This is a genomic window from Petralouisia sp. (assembly GCF_056822245.1).
Genome location: NZ_JBQIOP010000003.1, coordinates 1 through 23802, shown reverse-complemented (window position 1 = coordinate 23802; position 23802 = coordinate 1). Strand labels below are relative to the sequence as shown.

Sequence of the window (23802 nt, the reverse complement as noted above, 5' to 3'; positions counted from 1 at the left end):
TAGCCCGATAGGAGGGATTGAGGGATGAAGCAAAAACGAATTTCCAGGAAAGCGATTCCGTATCTCTTTATTCTGCCATGGATCATCGGCTTTCTTGTATTTACCATCGGCCCGTTGATATTCTCTCTGGTTATGAGTTTCTTCGACTGGCCCCTGGCGGCAGACCCGGAATTTGTGGGGTTTGGCAATTATATTGAAATGTTTACCAGCGACAAACAGTTTTCCAAATCACTGATCATCAGTTTGAAATATGCGGCCATCTTTGTACCGCTGAACATGATTATTGCATTATTTCTGGCAATGCTGATTACACAGCCGGTAAGAGGCGTAAAGATTTTCCGTACGATATTCTACATCCCAACGGTTATATCAGGGGTGGCAGTATCCATTCTCTGGGGATGGATATTAAACGGAGATTACGGCGTTCTGAATTATCTTCTGTCCCTGCTTGGCATTGAAGGCCCCAAATGGCTGGTAGACCCGGCCTGGGCCATTCTGGCAGTTATTATCGCCAGCGCATTCGGCGTAGGAAGCATGATGCTGATATTTTACACGGATATTAAAAATATCCCCATTGACGTATACGAAGCGGCCACCATTGACGGCGCCAACCCGGCAAGGCAGTTTTTCAGCATTACCCTTCCGATTATTACGCCGACCATATTGTTCAACCTGATTACCTCCATTATCAGTTCCTTCCAGCAGGTGACACTGGTAATGCTTCTGACCGGCGGCGGGCCTTTGAAATCCACTTATTTCTACGGCCTCTATACATACAACAACGCATTCAAGCACCATAAGCTGGGATACGCAAGCGCCAACGCATGGGTAATGTTCCTTATCATCCTGGTACTTACCGCACTGGTATTTAAGTCATCCTCCGCATGGGTATTCTATGAATCAGAAGCCGGCGGCGTGGCGAAAAAAGGCAAAAAATCAAAACGGGGAGGGAAACGCTGATGAAAATGTCAAAGATTTCAAAAACTATTATTTACATCCTGCTTGGGATTATGGCGCTGTATTTCCTGTCCCCCTTTGTCTACATGCTGTTTACGGCATTTAAGACAGAAGCGGAAGCTGTTGCTTACCCGCCTAAACTGTTTCCGGCCAAATGGCTCTGGCAGAACTTTGCAGACGCCTGGAACGCGCAGCCTTTCGGCACATTTTTGTGGAATTCCCTGCTTGTTACCGTGGGAACCACCCTCGGCCAGGTAATTTCCTGTTCCCTGGTGGCCTATGGATTTGCCCGGTTTAATTTTAAAGGCAAAAATATTCTGTTTATGGTTTTATTGTCCACCATGATGATTCCCTGGGACGTTACAATGATTCCCCAGTACATGGAATTTAAAATGTTTGGATGGATTAATACCTTAAAACCGCTGATTATCCCGGCATGGTTCGGTTCCGCCTACTATATTTTCCTGATGCGCCAGTTTTTGATGGGGATACCGAAGGATTTTGAGGAAGCGGCCCGGATTGACGGCGCCAACGCCTTCCAGATTTACTGGAAAATCTTTATGCCGATTTTAAAGCCTTCTTTAATTTTGGTAGGAGTTTTGAATATGATCAGCGTATGGAACGATTACCTGGGGCCGTTGATTTTCTTACAGGACAGAAGCAAATATACCCTGGCCCTGGGGCTTGCAGCATTTAAGGGAGTGCATGAAACACAGATTATCCCCATGCTCTGCATTACCATTATCATGATTATACCGCCGATTATTATATTCATCATCGCCCAGAAATACATTGTGGAGGGCACCAGCGGTTCAATTAAATAAACAATCAAAGGAGAACAGTTATGTCACAACGAGTAAAAAAAAGATGGGAAGATCATTTACTGGAACACATCGGCAGAAGAGAAGCCCGCACTTCTTTTTACCGGGATTCTTCCCCACGGCTTACGTTAAGCGGCGAATGGAAATTTTTATATAGGGAAGCTCCCGAACTTTCTCCTGAAGGATTTATGAATAAGCAAGAAAGCACAGATGGATGGGACACAATTGATGTCCCATCCGTCTGGCAGTTAAGGGGATATGACCGGATGCACTATACAGATGTACTGTATCTTTTCCCGATTAATCCGCCCTTTGTTCCCACTGAAAATCCGACAGGAATCTACAAAAGAACTTTTACACTGGACAGCCAATGGCTGCAGCAGGACACCATTCTGAAATTCCACGGAGTGGACAGCGCCTATGACGTCTGGATCAACGGAACCCATGCCGGATATGGAAAAGTAAGCCGACTTGCCGCAGAATACGATATTACAAATCTGGTCTGTGAAGGAGAAAACGATATCACAGTCCGGGTATACAAATGGTCTGACGGAACTTATCTGGAGGATCAGGATATGTGGTGGATGTCCGGAATTTTCCGGGAGGTTGAGTTAATCAACGAACCGAAACAGGCGGTACTGGACGTTCAGGTAAACGGCGATTTGGATGAGGATTACAGAAACGGAATTCTGAAAGCAGCCATCCGCACAAAAGAAGCCGGCGTCAAGGGAACCTGGAAGCTCTGCAAATGCAAAAAAATATCTGCCGAAACTGCAGAGAATCCCGAAACAGAGCCAACAGCCGTTGCAAGCGGTTCTTTTAAAACAGACAACGGCCAGGCATCCATCCATGAAATTATTCCTGACGTTCAGAAATGGACGGCTGAAACCCCGGAGCTTTACGAATTATCTCTTCATACAGAGCAGCAGGAGCTGCGCATCCGCACAGGTTTCCGCAAAATAGAAATGATTGATCACAATTTCTGCGTCAACGGAACCCCCCTTTTATTAAACGGCGTCAATCACCACGATTATAACCCCAAAGAAGGCCGCTGCGTCACTTATGAACAGATGAAAGAGGACGTCATCTTAATGAAGCAGCACAACATCAATGCAGTGCGATGCTCCCATTACCCGGCCAACGGATATTTCTATGATCTGTGCGATGCATACGGCCTTTATGTCATTGACGAAGCAGACCTGGAATGCCACGGCTTTGAGTGGGTGGAAAATTACACCTGGATCACCGACGATCCCTCCTGGGAAAAAGCATATGTGGACCGCAGCGTCCGCATGGTAAAACAGGACAGAAACCACCCCTGCATTATTATGTGGTCCATGGGAAATGAATCCACCTTCGGCTGCAATTTCAGAAGCGCCGCCAAAGCCATCCGGGAACTGGACAGCACAAGGCTCATCCATTACGAAGGAGACTTCGAAGCAGAGGTGACAGACGTCTATTCCACCATGTACACCAGGCTTAAACCCCTGGAGCAGATTGCAGCCAGCGCTGACAAGGGAAACAAGCCCCATGTGATGTGCGAATACGGCCATGCTATGGGAAACGGCCCGGGCGGACTGGAAGCCTACCAGAAACTCTACCGCAAGTACAAACGTCTCCAGGGCGGCTTTTTGTGGGAGTGGTATGACCACGGCATTTATACGGAGCAGGACGGCAGGACTTATTACCGCTACGGCGGAAATTACGGGGATTTCCCCACCAACGGTAATTTCTGCATTGACGGAATCCTGATGCCGGACCGCACCCCCTCCCCGGCCCTGGCAGAATACAAACAGGTGATCGCCCCCGTTGAAGTGACCCGGGCGGAAGGAAAGCAGCGGGAAATCCGGCTGAAAAATTATTACAATTTCCGCTCCATGGAAGGACTGTATCTGAGTTGGAGCATCGAAGGAGGCGGAACTTCCATCCAATCCGGCAGAATCGACAATCTGTATGCGGCGCCCGGGGAAACCCAGACTGTAACCATTCCCTATGAGGAATTTATCCCTGAGGCAAACATCAGTTACCGCCTGAACCTTTCCATTCGGGAAAAAGAAGCCCTTCCCTATGCCAAAGCAAACCACGAAATATCCCATGTTCAGTTTGCACTGGAAGAAAAACAGATCTGTTTTTCCAAACGGCCGGAGGGAGAAGCCTTGCAGGCAACGGAAAAAGACGGCATTTTCACCGTAGAAAACAACAATTTCTGCGTCCGGTTCCACACCGTATTCGGAACGCTGCTGTCAGTATCTGCCGAAGGAGAAGATTACCTGACCAAAGGACCTGAGCTTACCGTATACCGGGCCACCATCGACAACGATATGTACAAAAAAGAGGACTGGATGAACAAATATTTTATCCAGAAATCCAGTGAACAGAACGCCGGATTCTCCTGGAAAGAAGAAAAGGGAACCGTAACAGTCGCCATACGCAAAGACTTTGGCTGCCTGAACCAGTCCTGGGGCTATACATGCCACTACGAATACCGGATTTACCCCTGCGGCCATCTGGAAGTGCATTTGGATGCCAAACAGTTTCAGCATGGAAAACTGGAGCCGGAATTCCTGCCCCGTCTCGGCGTTAAAATGCGGGGGAATCAAAGGCTTCAGCAGACCGTCTGGGAGGGTATGGGCCCCGGTGAAAATTATCCGGACAGCAGACGGGCCTGCGCCATGGGCATTTACCGGAACACCGTAAAGGGCATGGGCACTGACTATGTTTATCCCCAGGAAAACGGCCACCGGGAGCATGTTCTGTGGTTCAGCATCGGAAACGGCGCAAAAACCCTTTTGTGCACCATGGAACGCCCTCTGGGACTGAACCTTTCCAATTATACAGATGAAGCCATCGAACAGGCGTCCCATCCCTTTGAACTGGAACCCGCCGAAGATGTTATCATTCATCTGGATTACAAACATTCCGGCCTTGGCAGCAACAGCTGCGGCGAGGAACAGCTGGAAGCATTCAAAGTGAAACGGGAAGATTTCACCATGGCATTCCGGCTGCAGATTGTGGAGCAGGGACAGGAGCAAAAGGAAGCTTATAAAAAATATTTACATTAAAAATACCATTTATGAAAATAAAGAAGGGAGACCCCATTGAACACTCAATTTTCAGAAAAACTTCAGGGATATTTAAGCAGCGGTCAGTGGATGGTTGCACAGGACAATTACAATCCTTATGAAAACCTCAAATACGAGAGCCTGTTCTGTTTGACCAACGGATACCTGGGCACCAGGGGAAGCCATGAAGAGGGCACGGTAAGAAGTATTCCCTGCACCTATATCAACGGCGTCTTTGACAAATCAGAAACATTTATGCGGGAGCTGGCAAATATGCCCAACTGGCTGACTCTCCGGCTCTATGTGGAAAAAGAATTAATCGGCATTGAGAACTGTGAAATTCTTTCCTTTACCCGGGCGCTGAATATGCAGAAAGGCTGCCTTTTAAAAAGCGTATGCCTCCGGGATCGGAAAGGCCGGGAAACCAGAGTGGAGACCGTGCGTTTTATCAGCCGGGCCCATGTGCACCGGATGGCAGTCCGGATGTATGTGACGCCTTTAAACTACAGCGGAATTATTGAAATCGAAAATATCATTGACGGAACCGTTATAAACTTCTGCGACGCACCCCGGTTCAAGGTAAAGCATACTTACCTGACGAAAAATGAAGCATTGGATGAAACAGGCGCATACCTGGAGGTTGCAACCAGAGACAATCATCTCCATGAGGGCTGCGGAGCATTGGTTCAGGTAATGCAGAATCAAAAGGATGCAGTCAAAACCCATGTATTCCATGATTTCGGGGAACAGGCTGTGGAATTTCTGGACTATGACGCAAGCCAGGGGGAAACTGCGGAGCTTACCAAATATGCCGTTATTTATACCCAACGGGAAGCGGCAAAAGAAGCATTAAAAGAAACCATCCAAAAAGAAATGAAAGATTTTCTTGAAACAGGCTTTGAAGCGGAATTTGAACTGCACCAGAACGCCTGTCTGTCCCTCTGGAGAGAAGCGGACATTCAGATTGACGGGGATGAGGAACTGAATAAAGCCATCCGCTTTAATGTGTTCCATCTGATGAATACTGCCAGCGAATCTGACTCCCATGTAAATATCGGCGCCAAGCTTCTCCACGGCGAAGAGTACGGCGGACACGCATTCTGGGACACGGAACTTTTCATGCTGCCGTTTTTCGCCTATACGTTTCCCAAAAAAGCCCGCAGGCTGGAAACCTACCGTTACCATCTGCTGGACGCAGCCCGGGGAAATGCCGCCAAAAACGGCTTTCAGGGCGCCCAGTACCCCTGGGAATCTGCAGACGACGGTACCGAACAATGCCCGGACTGGACCATTGAGCCGGACGGCACCTGTTACCGCTGTTACGTTGCAGACTATGAGCATCACGTTACCGCAGCCGTGGCATTCGGCATCGCCAATTATGTGAGAATCACCAAAGACACCGGCTTCCTGCTGGATATGGGTGCGGAAATTCTGATGGAAACCGCAAGATTCTGGATGAGCCGCTGCCAGTATATCGAAGAAAAAGACCGCTACGAAATCCACAAAGTCACAGGCCCCGACGAATGGCACGAACCGGTGGACAACAACGTCTACACCAATTATCTGGCAAGGTGGAACCTGCGCTATGTGATTGCCCTGGCAGAATCCTTAGAAAAAGAACACCCCGGGGACTACCGGCTTCTTGCCGACAAGATTAGCCTGACCAAAGAAGAGATCGCTTCCTGGCAGCAGGTTCAGGAGAAAATTTATCTTCCCAAAAAAGAGGGCACTCAGCTTCTGGAGCAGTTTGAAGGCTATTTCAACTTAAAGGAAGTCCTTATTGACAAATACGACGAAAACGACTGGCCCATCCGGCCAGAAGCCTTAAAAACCACAAAGACAAGCCAGACGCAGATTATCAAACAGGCCGATGTGGTTATGCTTCTGCATCTTCTGGGAGAAGAATTTGACGAAGAGACGGCGCGGCTGAATTACAGCTATTATGAAAAACGAACCATGCATGGCTCTTCCCTTAGCCCCAGTATTTATGCTATTATGGGTCTTAAAGTGGGCGACGCATCCAAAGCTTACCGTTATCTGCGCCGGGCGGCCTTTTTAGACCTGGTGGATCTCCAGGGCAACACAAGAGAAGGCATCCATGCGGCGAATGCCGGAGGCGTGTGGCAGACCGTAGTCTTTGGTTTTGCAGGCTTGTATACAGACGATGCAGGAAGGCTGCACATCAATCCCAGGCTGCCCAAAGAGTGGAAGGGCCTGACGTTCCGGATTCACTGCCCCAAAAGCTGGCTTGAAATCCACATTGACGCCGAACAGCATGTGGATATCACCCTTCTGGAGGGAAAAGAAGTGGATATCTTTGTCCATGGAACAGCCGTAAAAGCCCAAAAAGCAGACACATGAAATATATTTTACTGAAAGGAAGGTTAAAATCATGAAAAAATATCTTGCAATTGCCGGCCTGATTGCCGTTACTGTTATCTGGGGAGGAGGCTTTGTGGCCAGCGATATGGCCCTGAAAAGCCTCCGGCCCTTTCAGATTATGGCAATCCGGTTTCTGTTGGCCACTATTTTAATGGGCGGCGCAAGCATCCGGGAGCTGAAAGGCATCGACTTCAAAGAACTCCGGGCCGGCATCCTGATGGGATGTGCACTTTTCGTAGGTTTTGCCTTCCAGATTGTAGGGCTTCAATACACCACACCCTCCAAGAATGCATTTCTGACCGCCTTAAACGTGGTTATGGTGCCCTTTATTGCATTTCTGATTTTAAAGAAAAAAATCAGTATGAAAAGCATCGCCGGGGCAGTAATGGCCATTTTTGGAGTAGGACTTTTATCCCTGGAAAAAAACCTGTCTCTGGGCCTCGGAGACGCATTGACGCTGGTCTGTGCGGTGGGCTTCGCCTTCCAAATCTTTTTCACCAGTGAATTTGTAAAAAAATACCGGGCTGTGGTACTGAACTTCGTGCAGATGCTGACGGCAGTTCTTCTGTCCGTTGTCAGCCTGTTCCTGTTTGGGGAAACTGAATTTCACGTAACCGCCCAGGGCTGGCTCAGCGTCCTTTACCTTGGCGTTATCAGCACCGCTTTGTGCTATCTTTTGCAGACTGCCAGCCAGAGATATGTAGATGAAACAAAAGCCGCCATTATCCTGTCCATGGAATCTGTGTTCGGAACCATTTTTTCCATCCTGATTCTTCATGAGCAGGTGACATTGCGGATGATCTGCGGATGCGTGATTATCCTTGCAGCCGTGATTGTCTCAAATCTGGCGGACGCACAGCCAGAACCGGAACTGTAAGCTTGAACATTGTTTTTAAGAACTATTTATAGAAGGAGCGCATAATATTGAGATACCGAGCAATTATTTTTGATTTAGACGGAGTGATCTGCCATACCGACAAATACCATTATCTGGCCTGGAAACAGGTGGCAGATGAACTTAATATTTATTTCGATGAAACCATTAACAACCGGCTGCGGGGCGTAAGCCGCATGGAAAGTTTTGAAATTATCTTAGAGCGTTACGACGGCGTTATGAGCGAACAGGATAAAATAACCTACGCTGCCAGGAAAAACGAAGTTTACAAAGAACTTCTGAAAAACATGAGTCCAACAGACCTGTCCGATGAAGTGAAAACAACCCTGGACGCGCTGAGGAGCCAGGGCCATAAACTGGCCATCGGCTCTTCCAGTAAAAATGCAGGCTTCATCCTGAACCAGCTGGGACTGGGAGATTACTTTGACGCGGTTTCTGACGGAAATAATATTACAAATTCCAAACCAGATCCGGAAGTATTCGTCAAAGCCGCCCAGTTTGTGGGAGAAAAACCAGAGGACTGCCTTGTGGTGGAGGATGCCGAAGCAGGCCTTCAGGCAGCCATTGCAGGCGGTATGGAATGCGCCGCCATCGGAGACGCCGCCTCCTGCGGCCTTGCCACCTGGAACCTGAATACATTTTCCGATCTGAAAAAAGTGACAGGTTAACGTATCCCTGCTTTGCAGCTTTTGCCGTACTTGTAAACCCACAATAAATGTGTTAGAATTGTGGTGAGTTTTTGTCTTTCATAGTGAGCTATGAAACGATCAAAACCATGTTTCACATTATTAATCATGGAGTGTAAAGTGGGATGTCAACGATTAAAGATATTGCAGAACTGGCAGGAGTATCTGTTGCAACAGTATCCAGAGTCCTGAATTATGATGATACGCTGACGGTACAGGAGGAAACCAGGAAAAAAGTATTCGAGGCTGCAGAGCAGTTGGAATATCAGATGAAAGAAAAGAAAAAACGCCGGCGCAAATTAAAGCTGGGCGTGATCTGTTCTTATTCCCCGGAAGAAGAACTGGAAGATCCTTTCTATCTGGCAGTCCGGATTGCCATAGAAAAAGAAATAGAGGACAGAAATTTTAAAAGGGTACCTTTAAGCATTGAGGACGGTATGCAGCAGTTTGCCGCAGTAGACGGTATTATCTGTCTCGGCACATTCAGCAAAACTACCGTCCAAAAAATTGACAATACCCAAAAACCGCACATTTACGTGGACGCCGTCGGAAACCGCAATACCGGAGATTCTATTATTACAGATCTGCGGCTCTCCGTTCAGCAGGTAATGGAATATCTGTGGTCCTTAGGCCACCGCCGGATTGGTTTTATCGGCGGAAATGAACTGGATTCGGACGGCAATAAAATCTCAGACTCCAGACTGCCCATTTATCAGCGTTTTCTGATGGAAAAAAATGCCCTGCAGGAATCTTATATCAAAGTTGACGGCTATACTTCGAAACACGGTTACCGGATGATGAAAGAAATTTTAGCAGATACCCAGCGCCCCACGGCCATCTTTGCAGCCAACGACTCTCTGGCCATCGGCTGTTACCGGGCCATCCAGGAAATCGGCCTTCAGATTCCGGAAGATATCAGCGTCATCGGCTTTAACGATATTTCCATGGCAAAATACCTGGCTCCGCCCCTGACTACAGTTCATGTCCATATGAATTTCCTGGGACGGCAGGCAGTTAAAATGCTGATAGAACGCATTCAATTAGAACGAAAAGTAAACATCCATGTCTCTGTCTCCACAGAACTAGTCATTCGAAAGAGCGTGTGCAGGCCAAATCTTAAGGCATAAGCCCTTTTGCGCGCTCCCGCAAATCTTCAGGCAGAGCAAAACAACAAGAGGACAGACTGAAATGAATGAAAAATTTTTAACTGATATATTAAGCGAAATCTCTGTATCCGGCTGCGAAGGCCCGGTGCAGGATATCGTAAAATCCTGCATGAAAGACTGTGCAGATATTATACAGCAGGATGAAATCGGAGACCTTATCTGCATTCTGAATCCGGAAAGCAGCACAAAGATTATGCTGTCGGCCCATGCAGATGAAATCGGGGCAATTATCTCAAATATCACAGAAAAAGGACGGCTCCAGGTGGTAAACCGGGGCGGCATTATCCCCTTTACCTATCCGGGACAGCAGGTTCAGATATGCACAGAACACGGCATTGTCTACGGCGCCGTGGAAGCAAGACGGGAACTCTTTGAAAACAAAGAACTGGCAGCCAAGGATTTTCTCATTGATATCGGCGCAGATACAAAAGAAGAAGCATTGACCCAGGTATCCTTAGGAGACGCCGTAACCCTGGACACCCAGATCCGTCCTATGATAAACGGCCGGTTCACTGCCCGGGCCTTAGATGACAGGCTGGGCGTTTTCATTATTATGGAGGCCCTCCGCAGGGCCAAAGAAAAGGGGTGCTCCGCAGGCGTCTATGCCGCGGCCACAGTAGGAGAGGAAACCACCAAAAACGGCGCCTGCTGGTGCAGCTCCAGAATCAATCCCAGTCTTGCAGTGATTGTAGACGTTACCTATTGCAGCGACTACGGAGATAAAGAAACTCCGGAAGCAGGAACGGTTCGGTTGGGAGGCGGCCCTGTTCTCTGCAACAGCCCCACAGTCACCCGGAATTTAAACCGGAAAATGGAAGAATGCGCCAAAAAGATAAACATTTCCATCCAGACAGAGGCAGCCAGCGGCCTGACCTATACCGATGGAGATAAAATTCATTTTACCAATCAGGGAATTCCCATTGTACTGGTATCCATTCCCCTGCGCTATATGCATACCCCTGCGGAAGTTGCAGATAAAAAAGATGTGAAAGACTGCATCGAATTGATTGCAGAATTTCTGTGTCAGTATTCATAAGGATTTAACTGTATCAGACGGCAGTTAATACCGGGACGGCGCCGATGGTTCTGTGTTCCCCTATAGCGTGTTTGTAAAATGCTCTGGGAATTACAGATGATCAAAGGCGACCGTCTCTTTCTTTAATCTTTCTACCACTTCCTGGTTGGCGCCCATCTGCTTTGTAATATCCTCCACATCATCGGCAAGGCTTCTGGTACTGCCTGCCATACCGGTGACTTCACCCGCTCCTTCATCTATGGCTTTTGTGATAGTGCTGATAGAATCCGCAATGCCGGACATGGAATGCCTCAGCCTTTCCGTTCTCTCATAGAATTCATCCATTGTCTGGCGAATATAGGCGGCATCCTCTTTATACTGGGTTCCGGACTGCACAAAAGACTGAAAATCCTTCAAAACAGACCGGCTCATATAATCCACAAGCTGCTGGGCATTTTCCGTAAGATTATTCACAGCGGCAATCACTACCGTGTTGATCTCCTGAATCCGATTGGCTGTTTCATGGCTGGAATTGGACAGCTCCCGAACCTCCCTGGCCACCATGGCAAAGCCCTTTCCCGCTTCCCCTGCATTGGAGGCTTCCACAGAAGCGTTTAGCGCAATCAACTGCGTCTGCTGGGCAATGGAAAGAATGTCGCCGGTCAGAGCATGAATCTTATTGACGCTTTTGCTTTTCTGAATGGCGTCGTTCAAGGAACGCAGGATCTCGTCCATCTTAGCATTGGTAATCTCCGCGCTTCTCTGGGCAGACTGCTGCATACTGTCTGCACGGGTATTCATCTGGGCAGTATAGGCCGTAATAGCCCCGCATTCCTCTGCAATGGTATGTACTTCCTGGCGCATATTTTCAGCTCCCTCATTGATGGAATATACGTTGCCGGCCACCTCCTGGAAGGTAGAAGAGAGGTGTTCTGCAAAGTTAGAAAGCCCGGAGGCATTTTTCTTGGAGGCCCGTGTCCGCTTTAACACTTCGCCTGTCATGCCATTAATGTGTCCGGAGCTTTCCTGTATGGTTTTTAACATGCTCTTAATGGGAATTACAACATAGCGGGTAATCAGCCGGAAGTCTGTAAACACCAACAATATGCAGGCTGCAGCTGCGGCCGTACCTACAGCCAGTGAAAGAGAATACACCGCAGAGAGACGCGCTCTGGCCTCTTTCGTCTGCTGGCTGATAGAAGCGTCCAACACGTCAATGTCTGCCTCCATGGAACCGGCAAAGGACGCCACATCCCCGTTGGCCAGAGCATAGGCATCCTGCGTCTTGCGGCTTGCGCTGGCACAGACCAGATCAACCAGGGCATGTTTGAAGGACTCATAATCAGACAAAAGTGATTCGTACATGGGAAGCTCCTCTGGCAAAACATGGCTTTCATACTCTGAAAGCATTTCATCCAGAAGTCCCTCCTCCTTCTTAATCTGCTGTATCAGATCAATCATCGTATTGTAATCTGTGGCAACAATATGGCTTAAAGCCATTTTATGAATATCCATTGAGGACTGGCAGATCCTGGCCAGCTGGCTCTTTTGGTTCATATAGTTATCTGCAATATTGGAAGCGCTGGCATTCACATTGCGGATATTAATAATGGACAGAACGTTTGATAACAGGGCTACAAGGCCCAGAAGGGCGATTGGGATAATCAAGCGATGCTTTAAACTGATATTTTTCATGATATCTGTCACTCCTTATGATACATACACATTTCTGAGAATCCGTGGAGATTCTTTCGACAGCTACGGCCTGGCAGAAAACCTTTTGTCAGGGAGCTGTGATTCCTGTAACCATGTCATCCAGAAGTTCCTGGACGCTTTTGCCTGACGGGCTTCCTGCAAGGATTTCCGTTGTAAATGCTGTAACCGGCTCCCAGAAATTACCGCCGATACGCTGCAGAAAAGAAAATTCTGACTGTTCCAACAGCGCCGTGATGGCAGGAGAGCTCTGAACCTCCTCAGAAGCCGCGGCATTGATATGAGAAGGCCCCTGGCCCCGCAGGCTGAAACGCAGCTTCTGATTCTCCTCATTGGTAATCCATTCCGCCAGTTTGGCCGCCCACTCTTTTTCTTCGGAATAGGCATTGACGCCCACAAGCTTATAGCCGGAAAAAGAAGCCATCTGCACCTGCTGCCCGGCACAGGCATAAACAGGAAGTTTGGCTGCGCCGTATCCATTGCCCCATGCTTCTTCCACTGCCAATGCATTCCATATGCCGCTGACGCCGGCAATCACAGAACCATTCTGAAGCCCCTCCAGAAATCCTGCGTCATCTGTGCTGAGAAATCCCGGATTCTTCGCCATATTTACCATGGCATTGGCCACATCAATTCCTTTAATATCTCCTTCTGTATCATTCCAGGTGCAGAAATTGCTGATACCGTCGTCATTAAGCCCTAAGGTAAGGCCCGTATTGCCGAACAGGGAATATACATACCACCCGGACGACCAGTCCATAAAAACTTTTTTATTTTGCCCTGCTGCAATTTCAAGCATACGATCCCAGGACTTGGCATCTTCCTCTGAGATATACTGTTTATTGTAATAAAGAAAATATCCATTGTCCGCCGTGAGAGGATAGGCGTAAAGAACATCGTTTACCGAAGCCGCCAAAACAGCCTCCGGCAGGTGGGACTGCTGCAGTGTTTCCCCATTTTCCACCGGTTCTAAAGCGCCCGCCGCCACAAGGGTGCTCAGCTGATCATCTGCAAAGGCGAACACATCCGCGCCGTTTTCCAGATCCCCCATCAGCGCGTTGGTGCATTGGCTTTCCCCCTGAGGCTCCCAGGTAATCTGAAAATCTGCCTCTCCATCATATTGTTCTTTAAATCCTTCAATAATCTGACTTAACAGCTCCTGATCCTCCTCAGCGCTCCATACCGTAAGATTCACTGTGCCGGTATCGGAGGGCTGCTCTGATTCAGAAGAGTCAGAATTTGCCTGCTGACATCCGGCCAATGCCACTGTCAACAGGCAAAAAGCCGGAAGCCATAAATTTCTTTTTCTCTTCATAACTACACTCCGTAAATTAAAATATTTGTTTCCTGATTTCTTATCATTTTCCACGATTTAAGCCAATAAACGGCATCATCAATACTGCCAATATTTTACCATTCTCCTTAAATTTTTGCAATGCGGTTTTTACTGCTGAAAAAAATCATATCCGTATTTAAATTGCTATAATGGTACAATTATGGTATGATTAATCAGGAGAGGTACTAAAAATGATACGAGAAGCAAACTTATTTGATATCATCCCATCCGGTTTCTTTAATTGCTTATCCAGCGGCAGCAACAACCGCATCTATGCCGACTGCCTGTTGGTGATCTATGAACAATATGACAGAGAAATCACTTACCGCATTTCACGCGGCCGCATCCGCGACGCACTTTCCGCATATCTGTTAGAAAACCACATCAACTTTTTAGAACTGGACAGTGAACAGGCAGGAGAGAGAAACTACAACGATATTGCCAACAGCGTGATCCGCAGATTTTGCTCCAAAGATATCGGATGGTTAGAAGAAGATAATGACGACGCCACTTACGAAAAACACATCATTATGACAGAACAGGGCGTCTTATTAACCGAATTTCTGCAGAAATTAATCAAACCGGAACGGGAAGAATTTTCAAGCTACATCTTTAATATATACAACCTTCTGCAAAATACAGAGCAGTGGAGCCAGAACCCCTATGTGGACGGCCTGAAAAACATCTACCGCAATGCCAGGCTTCTGTCCCGATCCCTGAAGCGTCTGGCAACATTTATTAAGAAAATCATAGAACGGATGGTAAAGGAAGAAAGCCTGGAAAGCCTCACTGAAAACCTGCTGGATTACTGCGACGGAAGTTTTGTCAGAGAATATGCAAGGCTGACAAAACAGCAGAACATTCACATCTACCGTTCTTTTATCAAGGGGAAATTAGATGAATTTTTAAACGATCCCCAGCTGAATCTTCTTCTGATTTCAGGATGTGTGCTGGAAGAAGAGCTGGAAGAAGCGAAAGCAAAAGAATATGTGGCGGATATGGTTCAGTCTACCAAACGTTTTCTGGTGGAAGATTACGACCGGATTATGAGAGATATCAAGCACAAAATCAATATCTACCTGCAGATTGCCGTGGGCCGGGCGCGTTTTCTCAGAAACCGGGAAGCGGATATGCGGGGAAACGTGGAGCAGACTTTGCGCTATATTGTGAAAGAAATGGACATGATTGACTGGAAGGAAACCATTCCAGCCAAAATGCATGATATGTTTACCCTGGACAAACACGAATTTATAGATACAGGCTCTCTCCGGTATCCCAGAAAGCCCCCTGCCGTCCAGAAAGAAACTGTCATTGAACTAGAGGAACTGACAACAGAAGATATAGAAAAAGCAAAAAACGCACAGGAGCAGGAAGCATATAACCCCTACGCAAAAGAAAAAATGAAAGAATACCTTAAGCGCATGATGGGCAGCGGCAGCACCATTTCCTGCGAAAATCTGCCGATGCAAAGCAAACGTGACTTGCTCTGCGCCTTATCTGCCATTGCTTACAGTGAGGAAAATGGTTATTCCATACAATTGCTGGACGGCTATCTGGACGCCCATCAAATGCTGCTGCGGAAATTTTGCATCACAAAGGAGGACCCCAAGTGAATATAGAGACCTATTGGAGTGACTATACCTCTGCCGAAAAAGATTTATTCCAGAAATCCTGCCGGCGGCTTCTCAAATCAACCTTTATTGTCCGTGACAAAGATGAAGAAAACAAAAAAGCCTATTACTTTATCTCCAAAAAACCGGAACCTTTTTCCATATATTTCGGCTATATCGGGTTTGACATCCTGATAGACCGGGACAATGGCGTCATTATGCTTAAAAACTGCGCCGATATGGGCGAAAACGGAAAAATTCAGTCCAACCGGAGAGCCTTGAAAAAAATAGAAAGCGTTGTATTGTGCTGCCTTTGGACTTTGTATGCAGACAGAATGCGTTCCGGCAGCCTGTCCCAGTCTATGTTTATTTCCGTGGCAGATTTAAGTTATGAACTGGAAAAATACGGAGTCAAAGAGTTGATTGACAATAAAAAACTCTTATCCGATATTCTGGGACTTTTCTCCAGATTTAACCTTTTAGACCTCAAAGGAAAGATTGGAGATTCAGAATGTCTGATCCGGCTGCTTCCCTCCCTTCAGTTTGCGTTGGATGAAGAAGAATTTGCAAGATTTGCAGCAATCACCCAGAACCGAATGGCGGAAACTAACAGTGATTCAGACACAAACGATACGGAGGAGGAAGATGGTGCAGATGCAGATGAATAGAAAAACAGCAACAAAGCTGTTAATCGTACAGTGGTCACGGTTTCAGGAGCTTTGCGTGAATCTGAAAGGTTCTACTTTATTTACCGGTGTAAACGGCAGCGGAAAATCCACGATTCTGGATGCAATGACGTACCTTCTGACCGGAAATACCCAGTTCAATAAAGCCGCCAGAGACCGGGACCGGACGGTACTGGCTTATGTGAGAGGAGATACAAAAAGCAACGGCCCCTCCCGGTATTTACGAACCGGCGAAATCATCAGCTATATTGCCATGGAATTTTGGTCTCCGGTGGAAAATAATTTTCTTGTGGCAGGCGTCTGTATCGAATCCGCCAATGAAACCTCCCAGAAAAGCAGTTGGTTTGTCTGCAGAGATACCAGAATAGAGCAGATCAATTTTACCAGACAGGAAGGAAAATTACTGCGGATTTCCCCCAAAAATGAATTAACTGTCGATGGCCAGAGCATGAAATCAGCTGATTTTTTTGGAAGGGACAGAGGAATCGAACAGATTTTAAGGGCTTTGGGCCTGCGCTGCGATGCCTTAAAGTACCGCTCCAAGCTTTTAAAAATGATGGCCTTTCATCCGGAAAACAATATCGACCAGTTTATCCAGGAATGCGTCTTAGAGCCCGGCAAAGTGGAATCCTTAAAGGAGCTGCGGGAACAGCGGACGCGGTTTGAAGAGATTCGGGAAGTCTTTGAAAATCTAAAAGACAGCAAATCCAGCCTGGAGGAAGTGGAGCTGAAAAGCGCCGCATATGAGAAAAAGCTGAAGCATCTTCAAATGCGTGAGTTAATGCTGTGTTATCAGGAATTACAGGAAGCAGAAGAAGAGAAGCAGAACACAGAGCTTCAAATCCAATCCCTGGAGCAGAACATGAGCACACTCAAAGAGCGCAAGGAAGAACTGGATCAGCGGTACAGTGACGCCGCAGAACGATGCCGCATTGCCATGAATAATGATATTTTTAAAGGAATGCAGGACAGCCTGAATGAATTAAAACGGCAAAGTGAAAACCTGGATGCGGAAATCAGGCAGAAAGAGGACAAATTATCCGCTTTAAAAAAACTGCAGTTAAAGCTGACAGACCTTCTGACCTGGATCGGGCAGTATATCACCGTTTCCAAAGAAGATGCCGAGCTTCTCTGCCATTTGGCAGAAGCGCACCATCGGACAGAAGATAAAATTGACGCCTTTGTACGTTTCGGAGAGCTGGTAAAGCGGCAGGATAAAATTTTCGAGACAAATGAAGTGCATTTTAATGACCAGCTTGAGGTGACAGAGAACAAAATCAGCGAATTGGAAAACAACATCAAGCAATTAAACGCCAATATCCTGGTATTTCCAAAGGAAGCAGAGACAGCCAGAAACATCCTGCTAAAAGAGCTGGAGGCAGAAGGAATCCATACTGAAGTCAAAATTTTTGCAGAACTGGTACAGGAAATACAGGACTCCAACTGGCGGACGGCAATTGAAACATTTTTGGGCCGGAAGCGTTTTTATATTATTGTTGACGAAAAATACTGCCGCCGGGCCATGGAACTCCTGCAGAATCAAAAACTGCATGCCGTAAATGTCGTGCTTTCAGATCAATTGCCGATAACAGAGGCGGCCCCGGGCTCTGCCGCTGAAATTTTAAGCATTCCCAATCCAGGCGCCAGAAAATACGCCAATTATTTATTAAACGGCATTCATTTATGCGGTTCCCTGGAAGAACTGCATCAGTATCCCAAAGGCGGACTGATGCAAAACGGCATGTTGGCCAAAAGCTATGCCGTTTCCTATATGAATACCGGAAACACGGCATTTTATCTGGGGCAGGATGCGGTGAAATATCAGCTTATCAAGGCAGAGGAAGAAAAACAGGCGCATATACTGGAAAAAGAAGGGATTCAAAAGCAAAAAGAACAGCTCTTGAAACGGCGGAAGGAGCTAAAACAGATTGACTGGCAGACAGAGCATTATGATTTCAACTCCCCAAAGTCGCTGACAGAGTTATGCCAGCGCAGCAGCCGGATTCACAGCGATATTGACAAAATCAGCCAGAACCCTGATTTTATGGCCGTAATACAGGAACAGCAGGATGCGCAAAAAGAATATAAAACCCTGGAGCAGACAAGGGATGTCCTGATCGGAGACATCAGAGGATGTGAAAAGGATCTGGAAAACCATCATATCTCCCTGGAACAATTAACCGGTGAAATCTACGTAAAGGATCAGGAATATTCAGACAAATGCCTGAAGCATCTGGAGCTGAAAAAGCCAATGTTAGAAGAGTATGAGTCCCTGAAAGCCAAAAAAGGCAGTCCCCAGGTGATTACGCCCAAAACCCTCCGCCGTCTGCGAAGCGAACTGGAAGAGTGCGTCCGCCAGATGGAAAATGCCCAGCTGAATTACTGTAAACTGGCTGAAATCGACATCAACAAGCGGGGCGTGCCTTACATTCCGTTTTTCCGGGAAGAATACAGATCGATCGCAAACATTAAGATTGAGGAAGTGCGCCAGAGGTTAACGGAACAGTCCTTAAAACTGGAAAATGCCTTTATGAATGATTTTGTGGCGGAGCTTAATGAAACCATCCGTGAGGCCAAAGGGGAAATTCTCGCCATTAACCGGGAATTAAAAGCCCTTCCATTTGGCAAAGACACCTATAAGTTCGTGATGAAGGAAAAGCCTGACCGGAATATCTTTTTCCGCATCTGCAAAAGACTGGAAAATTACATGGACACCCCGGAAGCATATATGAATTCCAACCGGGACGACGAAGAAATGGAACGGGATATCCGGGAATTTATGGAAGTGATACTGGAAGAGGAGGACGAAACAGAATATACCGATTACCGGAAATATTTTGTATACGACATGGAAATTATAAGCCGGCAGGGAGACAGTGAAATCATTTCTGATCTCTCCAAAAAACAGGGTTCTGCAAGCAACGGAGAAAAACAGACGCCGTATTTCATTATTCTGGCCGCAAGCCTGCTGCAGTGTTACCCAAGGCAGACCTGCTGCGCCCGTCTGGCTTTTATAGACGAAGCCTTTTCCGCCCTGTCCAAAGAACGGATTGAGCAAATGGTAAAATATCTGGAAGATAATCATTTTCAGGTGTTTTATGCCGCGCCTCCGGAAAAAATAAACAGTATCGGAACTTATATTGAATCTACCGTGAGCCTTGTCACTACCGGAACATACACCAGCGCCATTGAAGGGCTGGTGAAAGAACAAGGCATATAACATACAGAAGCCTTAGTAAAGAAACTATTACTCCGGCGGTTGAATATCACATTCTGTTTCGATATTTAACCGCCGGAGTAATAAAAACCATTTAAAACCCCGCACATTTTCTCTCCTGCTGCATAGGATATAAACAACTGAATCTTTTGGAGAACAATATATGCTGAATTACTTATGGGGTTTTATGATTGTCATCGGCATTGTCTATGCCGCTTTCACCGGTAACCTTCCGGCTGTCACCAATGCCGCCCTGGATTCCTCCAAAGAAGCCGTGGCTCTCTGCATCACCATGTTAGGCGTTATGTCCCTGTGGGTGGGGCTGATGCGGATTGCAGAAAACTGCGGCATTATTTCCGGCGCAGCCCGCACCCTGAACCCATTCCTGCGATTTATGTTTCCCGCCATTCCAAAAGGCCATAAAGCAAATGAATACATTTCCACAAATATCATTGCCAATGTTTTCGGCCTGGGATGGGCCGCAACTCCTGCCGGTTTAAAGGCAATGGAAGAAATGGGCCAGCTGAACAATCACAGCCAGATTGCCAGTAAAGACATGTGTACCTTCCTGATCCTGAACGTTTCTTCCTTCCAGTTGATTCCCGTCAATATGATTGCCTACCGCAGCCAGTACGGCTCTGCCAATCCCGCATCCATTTTAGGCCCCGCCATGATTGCCACCTTTTTTTCCACTCTGGCAGGAGTCGTATTCGCCAAATTTATGTATGCTCTGCCGCAAAACCGCAAACACACCCGTAACCTTAAGCTTCCCCCACAGGAAATCCCCTCTACATACAGCCGCAGCCAGGCTGATTTATCCAAAAAGAAAAAAGGAGGTATCTTCCATTGAAAATCCTCCTTTTTTTATCAGACGCCATGATCCCGCTTTTGATTTTTTCCATTGTGGGATACGGACTTTTAAGCCATCATAATGTATACGATGATTTCATCAAAGGCGCCAAAGACGGCTTTCAGACGGTAATCGGCATTATGCCCACCTTAATCGGCCTGATGGTGGGAGTCGGAATTCTGCGGGCCTCCGGATTTCTGGATCTGCTGTCCCAGGCCCTGGGAGTCCTCACCGAACCTCTGCATTTTCCGGCAGAACTGGTGCCTGTTTCCATTGTGAAAATGTTTTCCTCCTCTGCAGCTACCGGACTGGTACTGGATATTTTCAAGGAATTCGGCCCGGATTCTTACTATGGCACCATAACCTCCATCATGATGAGCTGCACCGAAACCATTTTCTACACCATGAGCATTTATTTTATGACCGCCAAAGTACAGAAAACCCGCTACACCCTGGCAGGCGCCCTTTTTACCACATTAATCGGAACCATTGCCAGTGTTATTCTTGCGCAGATTATGTAGAAAAATCCCTCTGCCGCAGCAATTAAGGTGAAAACTGCCAATGTTTTTTCTCACAGATTATGTGCCGGATTTCTTCTGCCGCAGCAACAAGATAAAATCTGCCAATCCTCTTTTATGGGGATTATGCCTTGCCGTCGATTTTTTTCAAATACTGCCTTGTCTCTGCAGCAACCACGCCGCTCAGAGCAATAATCGCAATCAGATTGGGAATTGCCATCAATCCGTTAAAGATATCTGCAATGGTCCACACTGCGGAAACCGTCATAAAAGGCGCTGCCAGAATACATAATATATAAATCCGGCGGTACATATTCACTGCCTTCTGGTTTCCGTTTGTCAGATATTCCAGACATTTTTCACTGTAATAATCCCAGCCGAGTATGGTAGTAAATGCAAAACATACCAGACAGCACATCAGGATAAAGGACGACACCGCCGGCGCAAAAGGCAGTCCAATCTGAAACGCCCTGGTGGTTACGTCCACACCCTCCAGACCGATATCCCAGGTTCCGGTAATTACGATCGTAAGACCTGTCATGGTACAGATAATCACTGTGTCAATCACGGTTCCCAGCATGGACACAAGGCCCTGGGAGGCCGGCTCGTCTGTCTGAACTGCTGCTGCAGCAATGGGTGCGCTTCCCAGACCTGCTTCATTGGAAAAAATTCCTCTGGCCACACCTTTCTGCATGGCCAAGAGCATAGCGCCCAGTGCGCCGCCTGCAGCAGCCCTAAGGCCGAATGCGCTCTGTACAATCGTAACAAAAGCCGCCGGAATCTCTTTGAAATGAAAAATTAAAATCAGCGCCGCAGCTGTAACATAAGTGGCCGCCATAAAGGGCACAAGCACCTGCGCCACCCCGGCAATTCTCTGAAGCCCTCCGATCAACACAAGGGCCACACAGGCAGTCAGAATGATTCCTGCTATAATTACCGTCCAGGAATATTCTCTGCCCAACAGATTGACACTCCACTGATTCTCAGGATCAAAAAAGCTGTTCACTGCGCTGGTGATTCCATTAATCTGGGTAAAGGTTCCGATTCCAAGCACTCCCGCAGCGATACCGAAGAATGCAAACATTTTACCAAGCCACCGCCAGTTTTCACCCATTCCCCGTTCTATGTAATAAAAAGGGCCTCCCAAAATATGCCCGTCCTCCGCCACCACGCGGAATTTTATGGCAAGCAGACATTCTGCATACTTTGTAACCGTACCTAAAATTGCTGCCATGACCATCCAAAACAAAGCTCCCGGCCCTCCGGCAACAATAGCAGTGGCAACGCCCACAATATTTCCGGTTCCAATAGTGGCAGACAATGCAGTGCAGAGGGCTCCAAATCCGGACACCTCTCCTTCTTCTCCGGCAGATTCATCAGAAATCAAATTTCTAACAGCCAGAGGAAGTCTGCGGAGCTGCAGCCCCCGCAGCCGAACCGTCAGAAAACAGCCCACCAAAAGAATCAATACAATCAGCGGAATTCCCCAAACCAGGTCGTCCACTGTCTTTAAAAAAGCGTTAATATCCATAGATTCATCTCCCTTTTCTCCAAACCTCTTCCTGCTCCCGGGTATCTGACTGTGCAGTACCCTGTGCTGCAACTTCCCTTCCTAATCCAGATACCCTGTGCTGCAACTTCCCTTCCTAATCCAGATACCTCCCGATTTGCGGCATCCAGTCGCCGATAAATAATTCATTTTTCAAAGCCACATCAAAAATCGGCGTAAAAAACCTTACAAAAAGCTGAATCACCTGCTGCCAGTTTGGCTCTCCTGATTCTGGCTCAATTTCATCACCGTCACAAAGCGGCAGAGATTTTGTCCAAAAACGGCCCATATAATTCTCCCACCGTTTTTCCATATACTTATAGTCCTGAAAACTGTCCACAATCTCCAGCCGCTCCTTCAGCCCAGGAATTGCATTTTCCAGAAAAAGCTGTCCAAAACTTTCAGATACTTTTCTTCCGCTTATCATCTGTGTGGTGAGAATATCGTACCCGTCTTTGTACCAGGACATGGGAGTGATTAATTCCAACTCCTCCACTATTTTATAAAAACTTCTGGACAAATATTCCTCTTGGGAAAACATATGGTAAATTATTTTCTCCTGGGACGCCGAATCCTCCAATGTCTTTTCTGTTATCTGAACAGCAGTTCCCGCATAAGGAATCAATTCCAGTTCAAAAGGAATCTGAAAGGGCCATTCCAGAATTTTCAAACGAATTCTGGGATTCTTGCTTCCCCACTGCCACTTTTCACTGAGTTTTCGATACAATACAACCTGCAGCTCCTGTTGGGGCGCATTCTGCGGCTCTTTCTCTATCTGTCCAATATCATTCTGCGGCTCTACCTCTATCTGTTCAGAAGCATTCTGCGGCCCTTGTTCTGTCTGTTCAATATCATTCTGAGGCTCCTCCTGCTCCCATTCAGCGCCCTCAATAAAAAAAAGGCCCTCCAACTCCTCTGCTGTCTCTGCAAATCCTTCCTCAGAAACAAAAAACTCCAGATAATTGACTAAATGCTCCTGATACCATTCCCGATTTAAAAATTTATCATTTTTGAGCAGCAACTTGGCCCTCAGAGAAGAATCGTATATTTTTTGTATTATTTTTTCCGCGCCGCTTCCTGCGATCAGGTTCATTTCCGGAAACTGATATACTTCACTTTCTTTATCCATTTTATTTATCCCTGTAATTACAATACGTTACTTTGATCCGTTCTTATGAAACATGCATTTTTATTATATTCTTATCCACTTACCCTGTCAATTATGAATGAAAAAAGAACAGCTCTGACGCTTAAATTAATATTTGCTCTCTTAGGGCAGCTTGGATTCAATCTTATAGACTAAACTGTCAATACGTTCCTATTTTGAACTATAAAATCC

17 protein-coding genes are annotated in these 23802 nt (G+C 46.9%); 13 read left to right on the top strand and 4 right to left on the bottom strand.

The window, feature by feature from the left end; genetic code table 11:
* The first annotated feature begins 24 nt into the window (after nucleotides 1-24).
* From ACTO17_RS01850 to ACTO17_RS01815, 8 genes are all read left to right on the top strand, one after another.
* Nucleotides 25-960 carry a carbohydrate ABC transporter permease gene (locus ACTO17_RS01850; RefSeq protein WP_482556681.1) on the top strand — a complete coding sequence of 312 codons (936 nt, stop codon included), beginning with the start codon at nucleotides 25-27 and terminating at the stop codon, nucleotides 958-960.
* On the top strand, nucleotides 960-1781 hold the full coding sequence (locus tag ACTO17_RS01845) for a carbohydrate ABC transporter permease (RefSeq protein ID WP_482556680.1): 822 nt from the start codon (nucleotides 960-962) through the stop codon (nucleotides 1779-1781). Before ACTO17_RS01850 ends, ACTO17_RS01845 begins: the two co-directional genes overlap by 1 nt.
* 20 nt (nucleotides 1782-1801) lie before the next feature.
* A complete protein-coding gene (locus ACTO17_RS01840) occupies nucleotides 1802-4840 on the top strand; it encodes a glycoside hydrolase family 2 TIM barrel-domain containing protein (RefSeq protein ID WP_482556679.1) in 3039 nt (1012 codons plus the stop codon).
* 90 nt (nucleotides 4841-4930) lie between these two features.
* Nucleotides 4931-7201 (top strand): glycoside hydrolase family 65 protein, encoded by a 2271-nt coding sequence (locus ACTO17_RS01835; protein ID WP_482556773.1) that lies wholly within the window; start codon nucleotides 4931-4933, stop codon nucleotides 7199-7201.
* A gap of 31 nt (nucleotides 7202-7232) precedes the next feature.
* Nucleotides 7233-8099 carry a DMT family transporter gene (locus ACTO17_RS01830; protein ID WP_482556678.1) on the top strand — a complete coding sequence of 289 codons (867 nt, stop codon included), beginning with the start codon at nucleotides 7233-7235 and terminating at the stop codon, nucleotides 8097-8099.
* Between the two features lie 47 nt (nucleotides 8100-8146).
* On the top strand, nucleotides 8147-8785 hold the full coding sequence (pgmB, locus tag ACTO17_RS01825) for a beta-phosphoglucomutase (RefSeq protein WP_172536499.1): 639 nt from the start codon (nucleotides 8147-8149) through the stop codon (nucleotides 8783-8785).
* Nucleotides 8786-8928: 143 nt separating this feature from the next.
* Nucleotides 8929-9930, top strand: coding sequence for a LacI family DNA-binding transcriptional regulator (locus tag ACTO17_RS01820; RefSeq protein ID WP_482556677.1), 1002 nt, complete (start codon nucleotides 8929-8931; stop codon nucleotides 9928-9930).
* A 61-nt stretch (nucleotides 9931-9991) separates the two neighbouring features.
* Nucleotides 9992-11005, top strand: coding sequence for a M20/M25/M40 family metallo-hydrolase (locus ACTO17_RS01815; protein ID WP_482556676.1), 1014 nt, complete (start codon nucleotides 9992-9994; stop codon nucleotides 11003-11005).
* 90 nt (nucleotides 11006-11095) lie between these two features.
* Here ACTO17_RS01815 and ACTO17_RS01810 read toward each other — a convergent pair whose 3' ends face one another.
* Nucleotides 11096-12679: a methyl-accepting chemotaxis protein gene (locus tag ACTO17_RS01810; RefSeq protein ID WP_482556675.1), complete on the bottom strand. Its 1584-nt coding sequence runs from the start codon at nucleotides 12677-12679 to the stop codon at nucleotides 11096-11098.
* Nucleotides 12680-12767: 88 nt separating this feature from the next.
* Nucleotides 12768-14012 (bottom strand): extracellular solute-binding protein, encoded by a 1245-nt coding sequence (locus ACTO17_RS01805; protein ID WP_482556674.1) that lies wholly within the window; start codon nucleotides 14010-14012, stop codon nucleotides 12768-12770.
* Nucleotides 14013-14224: 212 nt separating this feature from the next.
* On the opposite strand from ACTO17_RS01805, the gene ACTO17_RS01800 reads away from it, so the two are divergent.
* The 5 genes from ACTO17_RS01800 (at nucleotide 14225) to ACTO17_RS01780 (ending at nucleotide 20917) form a co-directional block, all read left to right on the top strand.
* The gene (locus tag ACTO17_RS01800; protein ID WP_482556673.1) at nucleotides 14225-15646 is read left to right on the top strand and encodes a Wadjet anti-phage system protein JetA family protein; all 1422 of its coding nucleotides are present in this window, start codon (nucleotides 14225-14227) and stop codon (nucleotides 15644-15646) included.
* Nucleotides 15643-16311, top strand: coding sequence for a DUF4194 domain-containing protein (locus tag ACTO17_RS01795; protein ID WP_482556672.1), 669 nt, complete (start codon nucleotides 15643-15645; stop codon nucleotides 16309-16311). Before ACTO17_RS01800 ends, ACTO17_RS01795 begins: the two co-directional genes overlap by 4 nt.
* Nucleotides 16298-19549, top strand: coding sequence for an SbcC/MukB-like Walker B domain-containing protein (locus ACTO17_RS01790; RefSeq protein WP_482556671.1), 3252 nt, complete (start codon nucleotides 16298-16300; stop codon nucleotides 19547-19549). The genes ACTO17_RS01795 and ACTO17_RS01790 overlap by 14 nt, the downstream gene beginning before the upstream one ends.
* Before the next feature lie 160 nt (nucleotides 19550-19709).
* Nucleotides 19710-20396 (top strand): nucleoside recognition protein, encoded by a 687-nt coding sequence (locus ACTO17_RS01785; RefSeq protein WP_482556670.1) that lies wholly within the window; start codon nucleotides 19710-19712, stop codon nucleotides 20394-20396.
* Entirely contained in the window at nucleotides 20393-20917 is a 525-nt protein-coding gene (locus ACTO17_RS01780) for a spore maturation protein (RefSeq protein ID WP_482556669.1), read from the top strand. Before ACTO17_RS01785 ends, ACTO17_RS01780 begins: the two co-directional genes overlap by 4 nt.
* Before the next feature lie 121 nt (nucleotides 20918-21038).
* On the opposite strand, the gene ACTO17_RS01775 is transcribed toward ACTO17_RS01780, so the two are convergent.
* Nucleotides 21039-22445, bottom strand: coding sequence for an alanine/glycine:cation symporter family protein (locus ACTO17_RS01775; protein ID WP_482556668.1), 1407 nt, complete (start codon nucleotides 22443-22445; stop codon nucleotides 21039-21041).
* Nucleotides 22446-22560: 115 nt separating this feature from the next.
* Nucleotides 22561-23592, bottom strand: a complete 1032-nt coding sequence (locus ACTO17_RS01770; RefSeq protein WP_482556667.1) for a hypothetical protein — start codon at nucleotides 23590-23592, stop codon at nucleotides 22561-22563.
* Nucleotides 23593-23802 lie beyond the last annotated feature (210 nt).

Excerpts from the sequence above, each read along its gene's own strand:
- ACTO17_RS01850 (WP_482556681.1), top strand. The coding sequence starts at position 25 with ATGAAGCAAAAACGAATTTCCAGGAAAGCGATTCCGTATCTCTTTATT.
- ACTO17_RS01845 (WP_482556680.1), top strand. The coding sequence starts at position 960 with ATGAAAATGTCAAAGATTTCAAAAACTATTATTTACATCCTGCTTGGG.
- ACTO17_RS01840 (WP_482556679.1), top strand. The coding sequence starts at position 1,802 with ATGTCACAACGAGTAAAAAAAAGATGGGAAGATCATTTACTGGAACAC.
- ACTO17_RS01835 (WP_482556773.1), top strand. The coding sequence starts at position 4,931 with ATGGTTGCACAGGACAATTACAATCCTTATGAAAACCTCAAATACGAG.
- ACTO17_RS01830 (WP_482556678.1), top strand. The coding sequence starts at position 7,233 with ATGAAAAAATATCTTGCAATTGCCGGCCTGATTGCCGTTACTGTTATC.
- ACTO17_RS01820 (WP_482556677.1), top strand. The coding sequence starts at position 8,929 with ATGTCAACGATTAAAGATATTGCAGAACTGGCAGGAGTATCTGTTGCA.
- ACTO17_RS01815 (WP_482556676.1), top strand. The coding sequence starts at position 9,992 with ATGAATGAAAAATTTTTAACTGATATATTAAGCGAAATCTCTGTATCC.
- ACTO17_RS01810 (WP_482556675.1), bottom strand. The coding sequence starts at position 12,679 with ATGAAAAATATCAGTTTAAAGCATCGCTTGATTATCCCAATCGCCCTT.
- ACTO17_RS01805 (WP_482556674.1), bottom strand. The coding sequence starts at position 14,012 with ATGAAGAGAAAAAGAAATTTATGGCTTCCGGCTTTTTGCCTGTTGACA.
- ACTO17_RS01800 (WP_482556673.1), top strand. The coding sequence starts at position 14,225 with ATGATACGAGAAGCAAACTTATTTGATATCATCCCATCCGGTTTCTTT.
- ACTO17_RS01790 (WP_482556671.1), top strand. The coding sequence starts at position 16,298 with ATGCAGATGAATAGAAAAACAGCAACAAAGCTGTTAATCGTACAGTGG.
- ACTO17_RS01785 (WP_482556670.1), top strand. The coding sequence starts at position 19,710 with ATGCTGAATTACTTATGGGGTTTTATGATTGTCATCGGCATTGTCTAT.
- ACTO17_RS01775 (WP_482556668.1), bottom strand. The coding sequence starts at position 22,445 with ATGGATATTAACGCTTTTTTAAAGACAGTGGACGACCTGGTTTGGGGA.
- ACTO17_RS01770 (WP_482556667.1), bottom strand. The coding sequence starts at position 23,592 with ATGGATAAAGAAAGTGAAGTATATCAGTTTCCGGAAATGAACCTGATC.